A 17,668-nucleotide genomic window follows, 5' to 3' on the forward strand; every position below is an offset into this window, starting at 1 on the left:
TGCTTTCAGGCCCAGATGCCCAGACCCTTGAGCAGGGCCCGGATGCCCGCGAACAGCAGCAGGGCTATGACCATCCTGCGGATGATCGACGCTTTGAGCACATGCAGCAACCGGGCGCCCAGGCGCGCACCCAGCATCATGCCCACCACCGACGGCACGGCGATCATCGGCAGCACCGCGCCCCGGTTCAGGTAGACCCAGGCGGCGGACGAGTCCACCAGCGACAGCACCAGTCCCGATGTGCCCGCGGACACCTTGAGGGGCGCGCCCATCAGCAGGTTGAGCGCCGGCACATTGGCCCAGCCCGCGCCGATCCCGAACATCCCGGCCATGACGCCGATGGCCAGGAACAGGACCAGCCCCATGGGCGTGCGGTGGACCTGCCAGTCGATGGAGCGCCCCGATGCGCCGTCGATGAACACGCCGTGAATGCCCAGGGCGGACGACAGGCGGTCCGGTTGCGGCACGTGAGGAAACTCCGATTTTTTGGACACCAGCATCAGCGCCACGATGCCCAGCACGATCACACCCAGGGCGGTCTGAATCGCCGCGGCAGGCAGTGCCAGGCCCAGCAGCGCGCCGGCAATGGAACTCATGCAGGCCAGCAAGGCCAGCGGCAGCGCCAGGCGCAGGCTGGCCAGGCCGCCCCGCAGCAGGAAGGGCCCGGCGGCCAGGGCGCTCGCCAGCGCCACCAGCAGACCGGCGCCGCGCACAAAGTCCAGATGGAAGGGAAAGAAGCCGCCGATGATCGGAACGAAGAGCGTGCCGCCGCCGATGCCGGCGGGCACCGCCACGATGCCGATGAGGAAGCAGGTGACGAACAGGGCCAGTGGCCAGAACCACCACGGCATCGCACTCCCGGGCACCACGCTGTCGCCGGCGAACGCCAGGTCGGGCAGCATGAAGAAGCAGCCCAGGGCCACGCAGGCTTTCAAAACGGGCATCAACGACGCAGGGGTCAACCGGGGCATGGTGGACCGCATTCAGGAAATGGTCTGGTAGTACAGGTTTTGCGGGTGGTTCGCCTGCGCAAAAAAGTACCAGCGTTCGGCCAGCAGGCCCAGGTACTGCAGGGCAAAGGCCGCCAGCAGCCAGGCCGTGGATGCGCTGGACAGGGCCAGCGCCAGACACAGCAGTGGCAAGGGAAACACCAGCAGCAGGAAGACCCATTTCACCGAGCGCAGCAAGGTCGCGCTCTGGCCGTGGAAGAACTCCCGTGTGTTGAACGAGCCACCCATGAAGCCCTGCGCCTTTTGCACGATGCGCGGGTGCTTGATGCCGATGGCGCTTTGCACGGACGATTTGGGTTTCAGGCGGGCGTTGCGCAGCAGCGAGGCGCCACGCGAGACCGCGGCCAGCAGCGTCAATCCGGTGGCGGCGAGCGCGTAGGGGGGCACCAGGTCGGGCATGCCCAGCAGGGCCGCGAGCAGCGTGGCCAGGGTGAGGCCCGATGCACAACCGAGCAGCAGGTAGTTCAACAGGGTCAGGGGGCTGGCCCACTCCTGCAGGAAGCGCACCGAGGCATAGATCATCGCGGTGCAGACGAACAGCGCCAGGCTGAGCAGGGCGGTCACGGCGCCGATCAGCACGGTCTGGGTCCAGCCCAGATACTGGGCGCTGCCGTACACCAACAGCCCCAGCATGAAGAAGGGCAGGGCAATCACCTCGCGCGACAGCCAGGAGGTGCGCCACATGGCGGCCGAGCGCCAGGCGCGCTCGGGGCGACCCAGGTGGAAGAACGAGGCGATCAGCCCCAGCCCCGTCAGCACCAACGCCACCCCACTGCCCAGGAACAGGAACTGCCGGCCGGCGGCGGCGTCGGTATCGGGCAGGAGCGTCAGCTCGGCGCCGTACAGCGCAAAAAACAGCCCTTGCGCGGCACCGATCAGCGTCGTCAAAAAAATGACCGAAAAAGCGGGTCTCATGGTGTGGAGGTGTCTGCGGTTCAGGTGGCGAAATCTTCGTGTCCCGGGTCGCGGTGGGCGGCGTCGGCGGGTCGGCTGTCGATCTTCAGCGGGTTGTCCACGCGCTCCAGATCTTCGGCATGGATCCGCATCTCTGTCTTGCGCCGGGGCAGGTAGTGGTTGGCCGGTCGGGTGCCCCATTCGGGCATGAGCTGGTAGCCGCCGCGCTCGGCGATGGCCTGGGAAACCACGGACGCCGGGTCGTGCACGTCGCCAAACAGGCGTGCGTTGGACGGACAGGCCAGCACGCAGGCCGGTTTGCGCTCGCGCTCGGGCAGGGCCTGGTCGGTGACGCGGTCCACACACAGGGTGCACTTGGTCATGACCTTGCGCTCTTCATCGAACTCGCGCGCGCCGTAGGGGCAGGCCCAGGTGCAGTACTTGCAGCCGATGCATTTGTCGTAGTCGACCAGCACGATGCCGTCTTCGGCACGCTTGTAGCTCGCGCCGGTGGGGCAGACCGGCACGCAGGGCGGGTCTTCGCAGTGCAGGCACGACTTGGGGAAGTGCACCGTCTGCGTGATGGGAAACTCGCCCACTTCGAAGGTCTGCACCCGGTTGAAGAAGGTGCCGTTCGGATCGGCCCCATAGGGATTCAGGTCGGTCAGCGCACCGGCCGTGCCCGAGGTGTTCCACTGTTTGCAACTCGTCACGCAGGCGTGGCAGCCCACGCACACGTTGAGGTCGATCACCAAGGCCAGCTGGGTCATTTGCGTCCCCCCTTGCCGGCAAACCAGGCCTGCCAGCGGGTGGGGGCCGCCTCGACCCCGGGCGCTCTGGGCACGGCCTTGAACTGCGGCCAGCTCTGTTCGGGCTCATCGGCCTGCGCCTTGTAGATGCGCACGCGCACGTCGTACCAGGCGGCCTGTCCGGTGATCGGGTCCGAGTTGGACAGGGATGCTCCGGCGCTGGATGGGGGCAGCTCTTCCGAGATCAGGTGGTTGAGCAAGAAGCCGCGCTGCGATTCGTTGGCGTCCGGCGTCAGGTTCCAGGCGCCGGCGGACTTGCCGATGGCGTTCCAGGTCCAGACCGTGCCGGGCTCCACGGCCTCCGAATAGCGGCACATGCAGCGCACCTTGCCCCAGGGCGACTCCACCCACATCCAGCCGCCATCGGCGATGCCTTCGGCGCTGGCGGTTTTGGGATTGACGAACAGGTAGTTGTGCGTGTGGATCTGGCGCAGCCAGGCGTTCTGCGAGTCCCAGGAGTGGTACATCGCCATCGGGCGCTGGGTGATGGCGTTGAGCGGGTATTTGACGGTGTCGGTGGCCTGCTCTTCCAGCGGCACGTAGTAGAACGGCAGCGGGTCGAAGTAGGTCTCGACGCGTTTGCGCAGGTGCTCAGGCGGCTGCTTGCCAGGGCGCTTGCCCTGGGCCGCGCGCCGGAAGCCTTGCAGGAATTCGGAGTAGATGTGGATGACGATCGGGTCCTTGTCGCGTCGCAGGCCCATCTGCTGCGCCCACTCCATGTAGCCCCGGTTCCAGTTGCGCATGTACTGGTGTTCGGGTGGCATCTGGTAGTGGAAGACGCAGTTGTTCTTCTCGTACATCTCCCACTGCTTGGGGTTGGGCTCGCCCCGCATCGACTTCTCGCCCGCCTTGCCGCGCCAGCCCGCGAGGAAGCCGATGCCCGAGCCGGGCGCGGTTTCGTAGTTGACGATGAAGTCCGGGTAGTTGCGGAACTTGCGGCTGCCGTCGGCCTGCGTGAACGCGGGCAACTTGAGGCGGCCGGCCAGTTCGACCAGCACTTCCTGGAAGGGTTTGCAGTCGCCCTTGGGTGGCACCACCGGGATGCGCACCGCGTCCACCGGTCCGTCGAACTCGGAGATGGGGCGGTCCAGCATGGACATGCAGTCGTGCCGCTCCAGGTAGGTGGTGTCGGGCAGGATGAGGTCGGCAAAAGCCGTCATCTCCGACTGGAAGGCATCGCAGACCACCAGGAACGGGATTTTGTATTCCCCGCTGTGTTCGCCCTCGGTGTGTTTGTCGTTCAGCATCTTGCGCACTTCGGCGGTGTTCATGGTGGAGTTCCACGCCATGTTCGCCATGAAGATCAGCAAGGTGTCGATCGGGTACGGGTCACCGCGCCAGGCGTTGGTGATGACGTTGTGCATCAGGCCGTGGGCCGACAGCGGGTGTTCCCAGGAGAAGCCCTTGTCGATCCGCACCGGCTGGCCCTGGGCGTCCACGAACAGGTCGTCCGGGCTCTCGGGCCAGCCCAGCGGCGCGCCATCGAGCGGCGTGTCGGGCTTGACGGCCTGCGGCCCCTTGGGCGGGCGGGCATTGGGCGGCACGGCGCGCGGATACGGCGCCTTGTGCCGGAAGCCACCCGGGCGGTCGATGGTGCCCAGCAGCGACATCAGGATCGCCAGCGAGCGGATGGTCTGGAATCCGTTGGAGTGCGCCGCCAGCCCGCGCATGGCGTGAAAGGCCACCGGGTTGCCCTTGACCGAGGGGTGGCGTTGGCCCCAGCTGTCGGTCCAGGCGATCGGCAGCTCGATCTTCTGGTCGCGCGCGGTGATGCCCATTTCGTGGGCCAGGCGCCGGATGGTTTCTGCCGGGATGCCGGTGATGCCCTCGGCCCACTCGGGGGTGTAGGGCTTCACGCGCTCCTGCAGCAGCTGGAAAGATGGCACGGCCGCCGTGCCGTCGGGCATCTTGAAGTGCCCCAGCAACGCCGGGTCTGCGCCTTCGGCGTGATCGGCGACCGGGCTGTCGGTGAGCCGGTCCCACCAGTGGAAGTTGGCGGGTCGCAGCGGGTTCACGGTGTCGCCGTCGGCCTTGCGCAGGAACATGCCAAAGTCGTCGCTGGCCGCGTCCTGGTTCACCAGCTGACCGGCGTTGGTGTAGCGCGCCAGGAACTCGCGGTCGTACAGGCCGAGCTGGATGAGTTCGTGGATCAGCGCCAGCAACAGGGCGCCGTCGGTGCCGGGTTTGATGGGCACCCACTCGTCGGCGATGGCGGAATAGCCGGTGCGCACCGGGTTGATCGACACAAAGCGCCCGCCGTTGCGCTTGAACTTCGACAGCGCCATCTTCATCGGGTTGGAGTGGTGGTCTTCGGCCGTGCCGATCATCACGAACAGCTTGGCGCGTTCCAGGTCCGGGCCGCCGAATTCCCAGAAGGATCCGCCGATGGTGTAGATCATCCCGGCGGCCATGTTGACCGAGCAGAAGCCGCCGTGCGCCGCGTAGTTGGGGGTGCCGAACTGGCGCGCAAACAGGCCGGTCAGGGCCTGCATCTGGTCGCGCCCGGTGAACAGGGCGAACTGCTTGGGGTCGGTGGAGCGGATCTTCTGCAGCCGCTGCTCCAGCATCGAGAAGGCGGCTTCCCACTCGATCTCGACAAACTCGCCGTCGCCGCGTTCGCTGCCGGGCTTGCGCAGCAGCGGCTTGGTGAGACGGGCCGGCGAGTACTGCTTCATGATGCCCGACGAACCCTTGGCGCAGATCACGCCCTGGTTCAGCGGGTGCTCGGGATTGCCTTCGATGTAGCGCACCTCGCCGTTGCGCAGGTGCACCCGGATGCCGCAGCGGCAGGCGCACATGTAACAGGTGGTGTTGCGCGTCTCGGTGGTGGCTCCCGCCAGTGGGGGGCTGCAGGGGTCGTGAAGCGGCGTGGCAGACATGCGTGGGGTGTTTTTGCTGAAGATGAAGCCATGCAAACCGTCCACCCTCGCTTCGCACAGGCCGGACTGTCAGTAGGGTCTTATTAAAGACAGGGGGGGCATCCCCGTCTATTACCGACACGGGTAAGCCGGCATCACCCATATGGGTAGCGTGACCGGCCGCCGCCGTCGCCTGGGTTTCCCGCGCGGCACTAACAGCAGATGCGCTCGCGCGCCTTGGGGTTTTCAGCATGCATTAGCGCATGCTTGTGGACTAATATGGTTCGGACTCCTTGCCTGACCTGGGTCTACCCTCAACATGCCAACGCTTTCCGCCTCCCCTGCACAAGCCAGCGCCGACATCCCGGGCGTGATGGTGCCAGGTGTTGCGTCTGGCGATCTGGAGTTGTTGCTCCAGCGCTTTCTGGGGCCCATACTTGATCTCGCCGGGGCACAGGCTGGCGCCGTGCGGGTGGTGACCGATGACGGGCTTCACATGCGGCTGGTGGCGCAGCAGGGCCTGCCGCAGCATGTGCAGGAGGCCGAGCAACTGGTGGATCGCGGGTGCGGCATGTGCGGCGCCGCGGTGGGCGCCGACGTGCTGGGCTGGGTGGACGATCTGCGTTCCTGTGACCGGCAAGGCGGCGGGCACTATTTCGGTGGGCAATGCAAAGGTGTGCTGGCCATCTCGCTGTCGCACGCCGATCAGGTGCTGGGCATCTACAACCTGTTTTTTGAGTCCAGGGTCCAGATCCCGCCGACGACGCAGACCATCCTGCGTCTGATCGGGCAGCTCCTGGGCCTGTCGCTGCACAATGCCCGGATCGAGCGCGAGCGTCTGCGGCTGACCGTGATGAAGGAACGCCAGGAAATGGTGAACGAAGTGCACGATGCCATTGCTCAGACGCTGGCCTACGCGAGGATGCGCCTGCCGCTGCTGAACGATGCGATGCTGGCCCACGACGACCCGAAAGCCATCAAGTACTTCTCGGACGTCAAGCAGGCGGTGGGGGAGGTGCATGACAACCTGCGCGAGGTCATGACCTATTTCCGCACCCGCATGGACCCGCTGGGGCTGCTGCACGCGCTCCAGGGCATCGCCGCCGAATTCTTCGGTCGCAACGGTATCTCGCTGGAGATCCGGAACACGGTCCGGCACCTGAACCTGTCCGACGCCCAGGAGGTGCAGGTGTTTCACATCGTGCAGGAATCGCTGGCCAACATCGCCAAGCACTCCATGGCCCGCCATGCGGTGGTCGCCATCAACAAGACCCCCGCAGGCCTCGAATTCGTGATCGAGGACGATGGCCTGGGCATGGCCGCGCCGGGCGTTTCCACCATCGTGACCACGGCCAAGGGGCTCTCGGCGTCCACCCATTTCGGGCTGGAGATCATGCAGAGCCGGGCCCAGCGCCTGGGGGCGAGCCTGGAGGTCGGCGAAAACGCCGGTGGCGGTACCCGCGTGCGCCTGCTGCTGCCCACGGCACCCGCCACCACCGCAGAACGCACACCATGACGACGCCCGCCACACAGGCCATGCAGACCCGGGTGATGCTGGTGGACGACCACGCCATGTGCCGAAGCGGGCTGTCCGAGTTGTTGCAGAACCGCAGCGGCATGGTCGTGGTCGCGGCCACCGGGGATCGCGCGCAGGTGATTCCCTTGCTGCGCGAGTGCCAGCCCGAGCTGATGATCCTCGACCTGAGCCTGGGCGCGGTCGATGGTCTGAGCGTCTTGCGCACGGTGCGCACGGAGGGTATTGATGTGCCGGTGGTCGTGCTGACCATGAGCGACAGCGAAGACGACCTGTCGGCGGCACTGCGTGCCGGCGTGCGGGGCTACCTGCTCAAGGACATGGACCCCGATGACGTGATCGAATCCATCGGCCGTGCCGCACGCGGCGAGCTGGTGGTGGCCCCGGCGATGGCCGCCAAGCTGGCCCAGATGTGGCAGAGCGGACAGAAAGGTTCGGTCAAGCGCGACCTGGTGGACACGCTGACCGAGCGGGAGCGACAGGTGCTGGACCATGTGGCGCGCGGCAAGAGCAACAAGGTGATCGCGCAGGCGCTGGACATCAGCCACAACACCGTCAAGCTGCACGTGCGCCACATCATGGCCAAGCTCGACCTGGGTTCGCGCGTGGAAGCGGCCGTGTTTGCGTTCGAGCACCGCACCTCGGCCGAACATTCGGTCAAGGGCGGCGAGCCGGAGAGCCCCTCGGGGCGCCGGTCTTCCTGAAAGCCTTTGCGCCACTTCAGTTGGCTGCGGCCGCGTTGAGCGCAGGCAACTGCCGTGGCACCTCGTGGTGGGCGGGCGACAGGCTGCTGTCGGCCCCGGTCTGCGGGTCGAACCAGTGCAGGGTGCCGTGCAGCTTGACCACGTCACCCACGATCAGCAGGCTGGGCGAGGTGAAGCCGCTGCCCGCCACCTTGGCCGGCAGGTCGGCCAGTGTGCCGGTGAGCACCTGCTGTGTGGCCAGGGTGCCGTGTTGCACGGCGGCAATGGGCCGTGTGGACGGGGCGCCGTGCGCCATCAGCTGGCGGCAGATGTCGGGCAGGGCGTTCAGCCCCATGTAGATCACCACGGTCTGGTTCGGGCGCACCAGCGCTTCCCAGTCCAGGTTGGCGCTGCCGTCCTTCAGGTGGCCGGTGACGAACATGGCGACCTGGGCGTGGTCGCGGTGCGTGAGCGGAATGCCTGCGTAGCTGGCCACGCCGCAGGCGGCGGTCACGCCGGGGATCACCTCGAAGTCCACGCCGTGCGCGGCCAGCTCCTGCATCTCCTCGCCACCCCGGCCGAAGACGAAGGGGTCGCCCCCCTTGAGGCGCACCACTTGCTTGCCCTCGCGCGCCAGCTGCACCAGCAGCAGATTGATCTGCTCCTGGCGCATGGTGTGTTCGTTGCGCCGCTTGCCGGCAAAGATGCGCTGCGCGCCCGGTGCCGCAAAGTCCAGCACGCCCGAGGACACCAGGTTGTCGTAGACGATGACGTCGGCCTGCTCCAGCAGGCGCACCGCCTTGAGCGTCAGCAGTTCCGGGTCGCCGGGCCCGGCGCCCACCAGGTAGACACAGCCGCGTGATCGCTGGCCAAAAGGTCGGATGTTCATAGGTATCGACTCCCCGTTCCACAACCGCCACCCGTGCCACAGCCACCGCTGCCGCAACCACCACCGCCGGTGCTGCAGCCGCTGGCGGCGGGGGGCTGGGCCACCAGTTGCTGGCTCACGAAAATGAAGTTGAACTGGCCCGGCTCCAGCTCGACGAAATCGAGCACGGTGTCTTCCAGCAGGTCGGCGTGCGCCGCGGCGATCACCACCGCCACATCCTCCAGCATCAGGCGCGTGTCGTTGTCGGCGGCATCGTCAAAGCCCATGCCGTAGCCGATGGAGCCGTCGGGCTCGCGCCGCGCGGCCACGCGCAGGGCCAGTTGCTCGGCGTCGCTCTCGCGGGCCGCCTGTCGTATCTGTTCTGCTGCGGTTGCTGTGAGTGTGAACATGCTGTGGGCCGCTTTCAGTGTTCGCCTTTGGTGCGCAACAGGCCGGCCAGCCGGTTGCCCTGTTTCTGCGGACCCCCACGGGGGAAGAGGTCGTGCAGGTGGTGGTTGCTGCCGCGTTCGGGGCCCCAGACCACCGTGAAGTGTTTGATCATGGCGCGCACCTGGGCCTGCACGCCGTGCTCGGCGTAGTACGCGCGGAGGTAGCGCACCAGCTCCCAGTGTTCATCTGTCAGCGTCAGTTCTTCTTGTGCGGCCAGCGCGCGCACGAAGTCTTCCGACCAGTCGCCCAGATGCCGCAGGTAGCCTTCGGAGTCGGTTTCGACCGGGTGACCGTGGACCATGAGGATGCGGGTGAAAGCATCGGCTGGGGGCGTGAGCGTAGCGTTCATGCGACGAGCCTTTCTGGTTGTTCCACGCGGGCGCAGAGCGAACGCCGGGCACGCACGAAGTCGACAAAATGCCGTGCCCAATCGGTGCCCGCCACGCTGCGCAGGTGGGCGTAAGTGGCCAGCAGGTTGTGCATCACGACGCCGTCGTGCCGCCCATCGATGCCGTGGCCGCGCGTGATCCGCCAGGCGTAAACCGTGTCTGCCGGCAGCCCGTCCAGGCTGGAATAGTGGAATTCGTGGGCGCGCACAGCCTCACCCTGCAGACCGGCCCAGGGCATGTGTTCGGTGGCGGCCAGGTGCACATAGCCGCGTCCCACCGGCTTCTGATGCAGCGTGGCATCGCCCGCCACCGCGCCCACCATCTCGCAGCGTTCGCCGCGCCATTGCAGCGAACGCGCCAGGTACATCAGGCCGCCACATTCGGCGTAGGTGGGCAGGCCGGCTGCTATGGCAGAGGCGATCTGCGTGCGCAGCGAAGCATTGGCCTGCAGCTCGTGCATGAACAGCTCGGGAAATCCGCCGCCGATGAACAGGCCGTCGATGGCATCGGGCAGCGCCGGGTCGCTCAGGGTGTCGAACGGCAGCAGCTCGGCGCCCGCGTCGCGCAGGGCCTGCAGGTCGTCCGGGTAGTAGAAGCCGAAGGCCCGGTCCTGCGCCAGGGCGATGCGAACGGGCTGCGCCGGACTGGCCACGGGCGCCATGGGCATGGCCGAGAGGTTCAGCGCCGGCGCGCTGGTGGCCAGCGCGCGTACCCGCGCGAGGTCGACCTGGGCGGCGATGCGTTCGCCGATCAGGCCGATCTGCCGCGCGGCGTCGGCGTGTTCGTTGCTCGGCATCAGGCCCAGGTGGCGCTCGGCCACCGCCAGGTCGGTGTCTTCGGCGATGGCCCCCAGCACCGGCACATCGGTGTAGTGTTCGATCACGGCGCGCAGCTTGGCCTCGTGCCGGCTGCCGCCCAGGCGGTTCAGGATGACGCCGCCGATGCGGATGCGGCGGTCAAAGGCCTGGTAACCGAGGATCAGCGGCGCGATGCCGCGCGTCATGCCGCGCGCGTCGATCACCAGCAGCACCGGCAGGCCCAGCAGCTGCGCCAGCGCGGCGTTGCTGTTGCTGCCGTCCAGCGCCAGTCCGTCGTACAGCCCCTTGTTGCCCTCGACGATGCTGATGTCGGCACTGCCTGCGTGGCGTGCAAACAAGGCACCGATCTGTTCCGGCGTCATGAGGTAGGGATCGAGGTTGTAGCAGGCGCGACCGCTCGCACGCGCCAGCCACATCGGGTCGATGTAGTCCGGCCCCTTCTTGAAGGGCTGCACCGCCAGCCCGCGCGCGGCGAAGGCCGCGCACAGGCCCAGGCTGACCGTGGTTTTGCCCGAAGACTTGTGTGCGGCAGAGACGAGCAGGCGGTTCATGGCAGCGGGGTTCAGTGGCTGGCAGCCAGGTCGTGCGGGCTGCTGTCGGGCGGGAACTGGTCCAGCCGCGCCGGCACAAAGCCCAGCCATTTGATCGCCAGCACGACGATGACGCCGACCAGGGCAAAGCCACCGAAACCGAGCAGCCACTCCGGCAGACTGGGGGCGTAGGCGTTGACCACGCCGTCGCTGAAGCTGCTGCTGACTTCAAAGCCCGGAAACAGTGGCAGCGGATAGGCCTGGCTGCCGATGATGGTGACGTACATCTGGGCCATGCCGCCAGCCATCACCAGCAGCGCGGCCAGGGCCACGGCTGCGTACGAGCCACGGCTGCGCGGATGCAACAGCAGGGCCAGGGGCAGGATGCTGCCCAGCGCCATCTGGCCGATCCAGAACAGGGCCGGGTAGAGCCCGCCATCGAGCAGCAGGAAGCGCTCCAGCCCGTGCTGTTTGGCGAAGTAGAGGTTGGTCAGGTGGTAGACCAGCACGAAGTAGGCGGCACAGGCGACAAAGATGGCCTGCAGGCGCACCAGACGGGCGAACATGTCCGCGGCCAGCGGCCGGTCGCTCCAGCGGCTGATCGCCAGCAGCACCAGCAGGAAGATGGCGAGCCCATAGGACAGCGAGTAGACGATGAACATCGGCCCCATCAACGCCGAACCGAAGGCCTGGCGACCGATCAGGAAACCGAAGATCGAGCCGGTACCGGTGGTCAGCAGCAGTCGCCAGACGAAGGCGGCCAGGCCGGCCCAGCTCGACCAGACGTTCATGCGACGCTCCATCATGGTCCACAGGTAGGCCACCACCAGGCCCATGAAACCGGAATACAGGATCACGTTCCAGGCAAAGATGGACTTGAAGTTGTAGTAGGTCATGGCCACGATCAGCCGGTCCGGCCGGCCGAGGTCGAGCATGAGAACGGCCAGACCACTGGCCAGCAGCGCGATGGCCAGCAGGCCCGAGAGTGGCGCCAGTGGCTTGAAGGCCGTCTTGCCGAACACCGACGCCATGGACGCCACGTTGAGTGCGCCGGAGGCTGCGACCACCAGAAACACCGCGAACACATGCGGCAGGCCCCAGACGATCTGGTTGTTCATGCCGGTGATGACGTGACCGTGGTGTTCCATGGTCCAGGCGGCAGCCAGACCGATGGCGGTGACCAGCAGCAGACCGGCCAGCAGCAGCCAGTAGGCGGGGCTCCGGCCTTCGATTTGACGCAGGGCGATCTTCATGCTGGGGCCTCGTTTTCAGATGCCGATGTAGCGCACGCCGGTGTCGAGATTCAGGTCCTCACGGATCTGGCGGGTGGCGTACCGGGCCACGCGCTGGGAAATCTCGCTCTCCGGATCGTTGAGGTTGCCGAACACGATGGCGCCATGGCCGGCGGCGCTGCAGGCCTGCACGCAGGCTGGCTGCTCGCCGCGGTCCACCTTGTGCACGCACATCGTGCAGCCTTCGACCGTGCCCATGCCGCGCGGCACGTCGGGTTTCTGACCGGTCACCGGCTCGTGGATGAAGGAGCGCGCCTTGTAGGGGCAGGCCATCACGCAGTAGCGGCAGCCGATGCAGATGTGTTTGTCCACCAGCACGATGCCGTCGGCGCGCTTGAAGGAGGCGCCGGTCGGGCAGACGTCCACGCAGGGTGGCTCGGCGCAGTGCTGGCACATGACGGGCAGCGACTGCGTCCTGCCGGTTCGTATTTCCTTGATCTCGATCTTGCGGATCCACTGCGCGTCGGTCGGTCCCGGGTTCTCGGGCAGGCCGTTCTCGCTGCGGCAGGCGGTCACGCAGTCGGTGCAACCGCTGCTGCACTTGGTGCTGTCGATCAGCATGCCCCAGCGCACCTGGGGGTCGGCACCAGCGGTGGCTGCACCCGCAGCGGGAGCTGCCTGTGCGATCTCGATCAGGCGCACGCCGGGTGCCAGCAGGATGCCGGCCAGGCCCGCAGCGGCCACGCCCAGGAAGCCGCGGCGCTCGGGCTGGGCAGCGTCCTTCGAAGGGGTTGGGGTTTCCGACTTCATGGTCGTGGGGCAGAAGGGGTTTCGGCACCCAGCGCGCGCACCAGCCGGGTGAGCTGGGCGGTGGTGCCGGAGGGATGGACCAGCGGGTGGAAGGCGGAGGTCGCTGCGGGCTGGGTGGCGTGGCACTCGAAGCAGTCGATCTTCACCGCGGCAAAGCTGTGGCAGCTGACGCAGAAGTTGGTCTTGGTGGCCGCCACGCTCTGGGTGGTCTGGCTGGCGTGGCATTCGATGCAGGTCTTCAGGCTGTACTTCGCACCGCGCAGGCCGCCGTGCACGGTCTCGTCGCGCTGGTGCCGGAGGTACTTCATGTGGTCGCGCCGCATGATGGCCGGGTCTTCCACGCACTGGCCACCGCGTGCCGACTCGATCACCGGCTGTGGCACGCGCGTACGGGCCTGCGGCGCATCGGCCGCGAGCACTGCAGCGCCGCCCAGCAGCAGGAGCGCTGCCGCAGCACGAAAAAGGTGGCGAAGCCGGCCCATCGACGTCACTCTCCCAGACCCATCTGGATGTAGCCGGTCGGGCAGACGTCCTGGCAGATGTGGCAGCCGATGCACTTGCTGTAGTCGGTGTCCACATAACGCCCGGTGGTCGATTTCGACTTGGGCACCTTGAACACCGCGGTCTGCGGGCAATAGACCACGCAGTTGTCGCACTCGAAGCACTGGCCACAGCTCATGCAGCGCTTGGCCTCGGCCTGCGCCTGGGCTTCCACCAGCGCCTGCAGGCGCTCGTCGAAGTTGCCCAGCGCCTCCTCGGCCGTGAGGCTGACGATGGTGCGCTTGCTTCGCGGCGTGTACGCGAAGTGGCCAAGGAACAGCTCCTTGTGCGAGATCACGTAGCGGTCGGAGCGGTTGTCGAAGTTGTGGATCGCCACATTGCTCTTGTCGGTGCCGTGGATCGGCTCGTGCACCTCGCTGAAGGTCAGGCCCTTCTCGATCATCTTGCGCTGGAGGTCGAAGACGTGCACGTCGATCTTGGGTCGCTTCTCCAGTGCCTCGCCCTGCAGGAAGCGGTCAATGCCCTCGGCTGCGATGGCTCCATGCCCGATGGCCGTGGTCAGCAGGTGCGGGCGGATGATGTCGCCACCGGCGAACACGCCCGGCTGCACCTGGTAGTTCTTGTCGGCCGGCACCGCGCCCTTGCCGTTGTTGAATTCCTCCAGCCCGGTGAAGTCCACCGCCTGACCGATCGCCGAGACGATCAGGTCGGCGGGAAGATCTTCTTCCGTGCCCTCAATGTTCTTGATTTCCAGCTTGCCGCCCACGATCTTCGCTTCACAGCGGATCACGCGCAGTGCGGTGGCGCGCCCGTCCGGGCCGCGCACGACGCCCACCGGTGCCAGGCCGCCGCGGATGGCGATGCCTTCGGACAAGGCGTGCTCGACCTCGTGGCGCGAGGCCTGCATCTTGTCCACCGAGAAGATGGAGGTCAGCGTCACGTCCGCGCCTTGCTTGGCCGACACCGCGGCCACGTCGTGCGCCACGTGGCCGGCGATCGCGTGCTCGGGGCGGTCGCTCTCGTGGATCTGGTCGATGTGGCCCAGGCGGCGCGCCACCGTGGCGACGTCGATCGAGGTGTCGCCACCACCGACCACCACCACGCGTTTGCCCACATGGCGCAGGCGCCCGTCGTTGAAAGCCTTGAGGAAGGAGGTCGCGGTCACGCAGTTGGGCGCATCCGCGCCCTCGACCGGCAGGCCGCGGCCGGACTGGGCCCCAAGACCGAGGAACACGGCGTCGAAATCGGCGCGGATCTGGTCCATCGTGATGTCGGTGCCGATGCGGCAGTTGGTGCGCGCCACCACACCCAGGTCCAGGATGCGCTGGATCTCGGCGTCGAGCACCTGGCGCGGTGTGCGAAAGCCCGGGATGCCGTAGCGCATCATGCCGCCGAGCTCGGCGCGTTCGTCAAACAGCGTGACGGCATGGCCACGCAGCGCGAGCTGGTAGGCCGTTGACAGGCCGGCCGGGCCACCGCCGATGACGGCCACCTTCTTGCCGCTGGAGAAATCCGGTTTCTTGAAGCCCAGGTTGTTGGCAATGGCGTACTCGCCCAGGAAGTGCTCGACCGAGTTGATGCCGACGAAGTCTTCCACCTGGTTGCGGTTGCAGCCCGACTCGCAGGGCGCCGGGCAGACCCGGCCCATCACCGAGGGGAAGGGGTTGGCTTCGGTCAGGCGGCGGAAGGCGTATTCCTGCCAGGGCATGCCGGCCGGCGGCTTCTCGATGCCACGCACGATGTTCAGGTAACCGCGGATGTCTTCCCCCGATGGGCAACTGCCCTGGCAGGGCGGCGTGCTCTGGATGTAGGTCGGGCACTTGTGCGAATGATCGGCGTTGAAGATCTGTTTCTGCCAGGGCCCCGGCTTGTGGTCGCCATCCTTGTAGCGCCGGAAGTTGAGGGGCTGGACGCTGACGGATTCGGGGTTGGCTGACATGTCTTGTCTCCTGTGATCGTTGTCGGTGCGTGTGCTTACTTGTCACCGAGCCGGATGGCCTTGCTCACGAGCTGGTGCACACCACCGACCATGCTCATGTCAAAACCGTACTGCGGCAGCACCTTGGTGAACTGCGCCTTGCAGATGGCGCAGATGGTGGCCATGAAGTTCACGCCGTGTTCGTCCACCACGTTCTTCAGCGCTTCCATGCGCGGCAAGGCGCCCTTGACGCGCAGCTCCAGCAGGTCGTCGGTCAGCAGGCCGCCGCCGCCGCCGCAGCAGAAGGTGCTTTCATGGATGGTTTCGGGCGCCATGTCGTGGAAGTGGTTGGCCACCGCCTTGATGATGTCGCGCGGGATGGTGAACTGGCCGCCCGCAAAGTCGCCCATGCGCGAGGCGCGCGCCACGTTGCACGAATCGTGGAAGGTGATGATGCGGTTGTCGTTCTTTTCCTTGTCGAACTGCAGCGCACCGCGAACGATCAGGTCGTGCGTGAACTCGCAGATGTGCATGGGCTGCTTGTAGCGGTGGTCCAGCTGGTTCTGCAGCTCGATGGCAAACGGGTCCTTGCCGCCGGCGCCGATGCCCACCAGCGTGTTCCAGAAGCTGTACGCCACGCGCCAGGCGTGGCCGCACTCACCGACCACGATGCGTTTGACGCCCAGTTCCAGCGCGGCTTCGCGGATGCGCAGCGCGATCTTGCGCAGCTGCTCGTAGTTGCCGATGAACATGCCGAAGTTGCCCGCTTCGCTGGCCATGCTGGAGAGCGTCCAGCTGACGCCAGCGGCGTGGAACACCTTCGCGTAGCCGATCAGGCTGTCCACGTGCGGCTCGCTGAAGAAGTCGGCCGACGGCGTGATCAGCAGCACCTCGGCGCCCTTGACGTCGAGCGGGAAGCGCACGTCCAGGCCGGTCTCGTCCTTGGTGTCTTCTTCCAGCCCCAGCAGGGTGTCTTCCAGTGCCGGCCCGGGGATGCCCAGGTTGTTGCCGATGCGGTGCACCTTGCCGATGATTTCGTTGGCGTACTTCTGGCCCATGCCGATCGAGTCCATGATCTCGCGCGCGGCCATGGTGACTTCGGCGGTGTCGATGCCGTAGGGGCAGAACACCGAGCAGCGTCGGCATTCGGAGCACTGGTGGTAGTAGCTGTACCAGTCGTCCAGCACCTCGCGCGTCAGGTCCTTGGCGCCGACCAGTTGGGGGAAGTGTTTGCCGGCAAAGGTGAAGTAGCGGCGGTAGACCTGTCGCATCAGGTCCTGGCGTGCCACCGGCATGTTCTTCGGGTCTTCGGTGCCGAGGAAGTAGTGGCATTTGTCGGAGCAGGCACCGCAGTGCACGCAGGCGTCCATGTAGACGCGCAGCGAGCGGTACTTGCCCAGCAGCTCGCCCATCTTGTCGATGGCTTTGGCTTGCCAGTCCTCAACCAGCTCACCCGGAAAGCCCAGGTTCTTCTGGATCGCCTCCGAGGCCACGAAGGGCTTGAGGTGCGACGTGGCACCCAGCTGCACCAGCGGGATGACCGGGTATTCCTTCAGCTTGGGGGTGGTGAATGCGGCGGTGGCCATGGCGGATGGGTGCTCCGTTTATTTGTCCAGGGCCGCAGCCCAGGTGGCCAGGTGGCGGGCTTCGCGCGGGTTGTCGGTCATGTTGCGCGTCGGGCTGAAGAACAGGCCGGGCGCGTGCAGCAGCTTGCTGATGGGGAAGATGATCATCAGCAGGGCCACCAGCGACAGGTGCACCAGCAGCACCGGGTCGGCGGGCAGCGGCTGCACGCTCAGGCGCATCAGGCCCAGCATGAACACCTTGACCGCCACGATGTCGGTGTGCGCGACGAAGCGCATGGCCAGGCCGGTGAGGCCGATGGCGATCAGCAGCGCCAGCATCAGGTGGTCCGAGGGGGTGGAGATGTAGCGCACGCGGTCCACCAGGAAGCGCCGCGCCCACAGGCCGGCCAGGCCGGCCACCATGGCAAAACCCGCGTAGGTGCCAAAGGGCTGGACCACGGCAATGGGCAGCCAGACCGGTTCCTGGAAATAGCGCACATGGCGCAGCACCACCAGCAGCAGCGCGGCGTGGAACATCCAGCCGAACAGCCAGGTCCATTTGTTGGAGCGAAACAGGCTCTCGAAAAAAACCACCTCACGCGTCAGGCGCCAGCCCACGCCGGTGGTCGTGAGCGGTGCGGGCGTGAGGGCGATCTTCAGCGGCGCGGGCGTGACCGCGTACTGCCGGATCTTCAACGCCACACCGACCACGAAAATGGCGGTGGCCAGGTAGAACAGCGCAGCGAAGAAGATCGAGAGAGCGCTCATCACATGGACCTGGGTCGGGGTGGCGAAGGGG

At 66.7% G+C, this 17,668-nt stretch carries 16 protein-coding genes; 2 read left to right on the forward strand and 14 right to left on the reverse strand.

Annotated features, from left to right (window positions below; translation table 11 throughout):
* Positions 1-5: 5 nt before the first annotated feature.
* Genes AC0GNO_RS15520 through AC0GNO_RS15535 form a run of 4 tightly spaced genes read right to left on the reverse strand, consistent with a single transcriptional unit; the run spans position 6 to position 5,592 of the window.
* Complete coding sequence (locus AC0GNO_RS15520; protein ID WP_472904590.1) at positions 6-944, reverse strand: sulfite exporter TauE/SafE family protein; 939 nt, start codon at positions 942-944, stop codon at positions 6-8.
* 39 nt (positions 945-983) lie between these two features.
* Positions 984-1,925, reverse strand: a complete 942-nt coding sequence (locus tag AC0GNO_RS15525) for a dimethyl sulfoxide reductase anchor subunit family protein (RefSeq protein ID WP_472904591.1) — start codon at positions 1,923-1,925, stop codon at positions 984-986.
* 20 nt (positions 1,926-1,945) lie between these two features.
* Positions 1,946-2,674, reverse strand: a complete 729-nt coding sequence (gene soeB, locus AC0GNO_RS15530) for a sulfite dehydrogenase subunit SoeB (RefSeq protein ID WP_472886716.1) — start codon at positions 2,672-2,674, stop codon at positions 1,946-1,948.
* Positions 2,671-5,592, reverse strand: coding sequence for a molybdopterin oxidoreductase family protein (locus tag AC0GNO_RS15535; RefSeq protein ID WP_472904592.1), 2,922 nt, complete (start codon positions 5,590-5,592; stop codon positions 2,671-2,673). The genes soeB and AC0GNO_RS15535 overlap by 4 nt, the downstream gene beginning before the upstream one ends.
* Before the next feature lie 298 nt (positions 5,593-5,890).
* On the opposite strand from AC0GNO_RS15535, the gene AC0GNO_RS15540 reads away from it, so the two are divergent.
* A complete protein-coding gene (locus tag AC0GNO_RS15540; RefSeq protein WP_472904593.1) occupies positions 5,891-7,087 on the forward strand; it encodes a GAF domain-containing sensor histidine kinase in 1,197 nt (398 codons plus the stop codon).
* On the forward strand, positions 7,084-7,809 hold the full coding sequence (locus AC0GNO_RS15545) for a response regulator (protein ID WP_472904594.1): 726 nt from the start codon (positions 7,084-7,086) through the stop codon (positions 7,807-7,809). Before AC0GNO_RS15540 ends, AC0GNO_RS15545 begins: the two co-directional genes overlap by 4 nt.
* A 16-nt stretch (positions 7,810-7,825) precedes the next feature.
* On the opposite strand, the gene cobA is transcribed toward AC0GNO_RS15545, so the two are convergent.
* From cobA to AC0GNO_RS15595, 10 genes are read right to left on the reverse strand one after another with little or no spacing between them, the layout of a single operon-like run.
* Complete coding sequence (gene cobA, locus AC0GNO_RS15550; protein WP_472886720.1) at positions 7,826-8,677, reverse strand: uroporphyrinogen-III C-methyltransferase; 852 nt, start codon at positions 8,675-8,677, stop codon at positions 7,826-7,828.
* A complete protein-coding gene (locus AC0GNO_RS15555) occupies positions 8,674-9,066 on the reverse strand; it encodes a hypothetical protein (protein ID WP_472886721.1) in 393 nt (130 codons plus the stop codon). The genes cobA and AC0GNO_RS15555 overlap by 4 nt, the downstream gene beginning before the upstream one ends.
* A gap of 14 nt (positions 9,067-9,080) precedes the next feature.
* Entirely contained in the window at positions 9,081-9,455 is a 375-nt protein-coding gene (locus AC0GNO_RS15560; protein WP_472904595.1) for a TusE/DsrC/DsvC family sulfur relay protein, read from the reverse strand.
* Positions 9,452-10,864: a cobyrinate a,c-diamide synthase gene (locus tag AC0GNO_RS15565; protein ID WP_472904596.1), complete on the reverse strand. Its 1,413-nt coding sequence runs from the start codon at positions 10,862-10,864 to the stop codon at positions 9,452-9,454. The genes AC0GNO_RS15560 and AC0GNO_RS15565 overlap by 4 nt, the downstream gene beginning before the upstream one ends.
* Positions 10,865-10,875: 11 nt before the next feature.
* The gene (gene nrfD, locus AC0GNO_RS15570) at positions 10,876-12,096 is read right to left on the reverse strand and encodes an NrfD/PsrC family molybdoenzyme membrane anchor subunit (RefSeq protein WP_472886724.1); all 1,221 of its coding nucleotides are present in this window, start codon (positions 12,094-12,096) and stop codon (positions 10,876-10,878) included.
* A gap of 15 nt (positions 12,097-12,111) precedes the next feature.
* Positions 12,112-12,885: a sulfate reduction electron transfer complex DsrMKJOP subunit DsrO gene (dsrO, locus tag AC0GNO_RS15575; protein WP_472904597.1), complete on the reverse strand. Its 774-nt coding sequence runs from the start codon at positions 12,883-12,885 to the stop codon at positions 12,112-12,114.
* Positions 12,882-13,367: a hypothetical protein gene (locus AC0GNO_RS15580; RefSeq protein WP_472904598.1), complete on the reverse strand. Its 486-nt coding sequence runs from the start codon at positions 13,365-13,367 to the stop codon at positions 12,882-12,884. Before AC0GNO_RS15580 ends, dsrO begins: the two co-directional genes overlap by 4 nt.
* 5 nt (positions 13,368-13,372) lie before the next feature.
* A complete protein-coding gene (locus AC0GNO_RS15585; protein ID WP_472904599.1) occupies positions 13,373-15,325 on the reverse strand; it encodes an NAD(P)-binding protein in 1,953 nt (650 codons plus the stop codon).
* A gap of 35 nt (positions 15,326-15,360) precedes the next feature.
* Positions 15,361-16,890 (reverse strand): sulfate reduction electron transfer complex DsrMKJOP subunit DsrK, encoded by a 1,530-nt coding sequence (dsrK, locus tag AC0GNO_RS15590; protein ID WP_472904600.1) that lies wholly within the window; start codon positions 16,888-16,890, stop codon positions 15,361-15,363.
* Positions 16,891-16,908: 18 nt separating this feature from the next.
* Positions 16,909-17,637, reverse strand: a complete 729-nt coding sequence (locus AC0GNO_RS15595) for a respiratory nitrate reductase subunit gamma (RefSeq protein WP_472904601.1) — start codon at positions 17,635-17,637, stop codon at positions 16,909-16,911.
* Positions 17,638-17,668: the final 31 nt, after the last annotated feature.

This window comes from Hydrogenophaga sp. L310 (genome assembly GCF_055703065.1).

Excerpts from the sequence above, each read along its gene's own strand:
- AC0GNO_RS15520 (WP_472904590.1), bottom strand. The coding sequence starts at position 944 with ATGCCCGTTTTGAAAGCCTGCGTGGCCCTGGGCTGCTTCTTCATGCTG.
- AC0GNO_RS15525 (WP_472904591.1), bottom strand. The coding sequence starts at position 1,925 with ATGAGACCCGCTTTTTCGGTCATTTTTTTGACGACGCTGATCGGTGCC.
- soeB (WP_472886716.1), bottom strand. The coding sequence starts at position 2,674 with ATGACCCAGCTGGCCTTGGTGATCGACCTCAACGTGTGCGTGGGCTGC.
- AC0GNO_RS15535 (WP_472904592.1), bottom strand. The coding sequence starts at position 5,592 with ATGTCTGCCACGCCGCTTCACGACCCCTGCAGCCCCCCACTGGCGGGA.
- AC0GNO_RS15540 (WP_472904593.1), top strand. The coding sequence starts at position 5,891 with ATGCCAACGCTTTCCGCCTCCCCTGCACAAGCCAGCGCCGACATCCCG.
- AC0GNO_RS15545 (WP_472904594.1), top strand. The coding sequence starts at position 7,084 with ATGACGACGCCCGCCACACAGGCCATGCAGACCCGGGTGATGCTGGTG.
- cobA (WP_472886720.1), bottom strand. The coding sequence starts at position 8,677 with ATGAACATCCGACCTTTTGGCCAGCGATCACGCGGCTGTGTCTACCTG.
- AC0GNO_RS15555 (WP_472886721.1), bottom strand. The coding sequence starts at position 9,066 with ATGTTCACACTCACAGCAACCGCAGCAGAACAGATACGACAGGCGGCC.
- AC0GNO_RS15560 (WP_472904595.1), bottom strand. The coding sequence starts at position 9,455 with ATGAACGCTACGCTCACGCCCCCAGCCGATGCTTTCACCCGCATCCTC.
- AC0GNO_RS15565 (WP_472904596.1), bottom strand. The coding sequence starts at position 10,864 with ATGAACCGCCTGCTCGTCTCTGCCGCACACAAGTCTTCGGGCAAAACC.
- nrfD (WP_472886724.1), bottom strand. The coding sequence starts at position 12,096 with ATGAAGATCGCCCTGCGTCAAATCGAAGGCCGGAGCCCCGCCTACTGG.
- dsrO (WP_472904597.1), bottom strand. The coding sequence starts at position 12,885 with ATGAAGTCGGAAACCCCAACCCCTTCGAAGGACGCTGCCCAGCCCGAG.
- AC0GNO_RS15580 (WP_472904598.1), bottom strand. The coding sequence starts at position 13,367 with ATGGGCCGGCTTCGCCACCTTTTTCGTGCTGCGGCAGCGCTCCTGCTG.
- AC0GNO_RS15585 (WP_472904599.1), bottom strand. The coding sequence starts at position 15,325 with ATGTCAGCCAACCCCGAATCCGTCAGCGTCCAGCCCCTCAACTTCCGG.
- dsrK (WP_472904600.1), bottom strand. The coding sequence starts at position 16,890 with ATGGCCACCGCCGCATTCACCACCCCCAAGCTGAAGGAATACCCGGTC.
- AC0GNO_RS15595 (WP_472904601.1), bottom strand. The coding sequence starts at position 17,637 with ATGAGCGCTCTCTCGATCTTCTTCGCTGCGCTGTTCTACCTGGCCACC.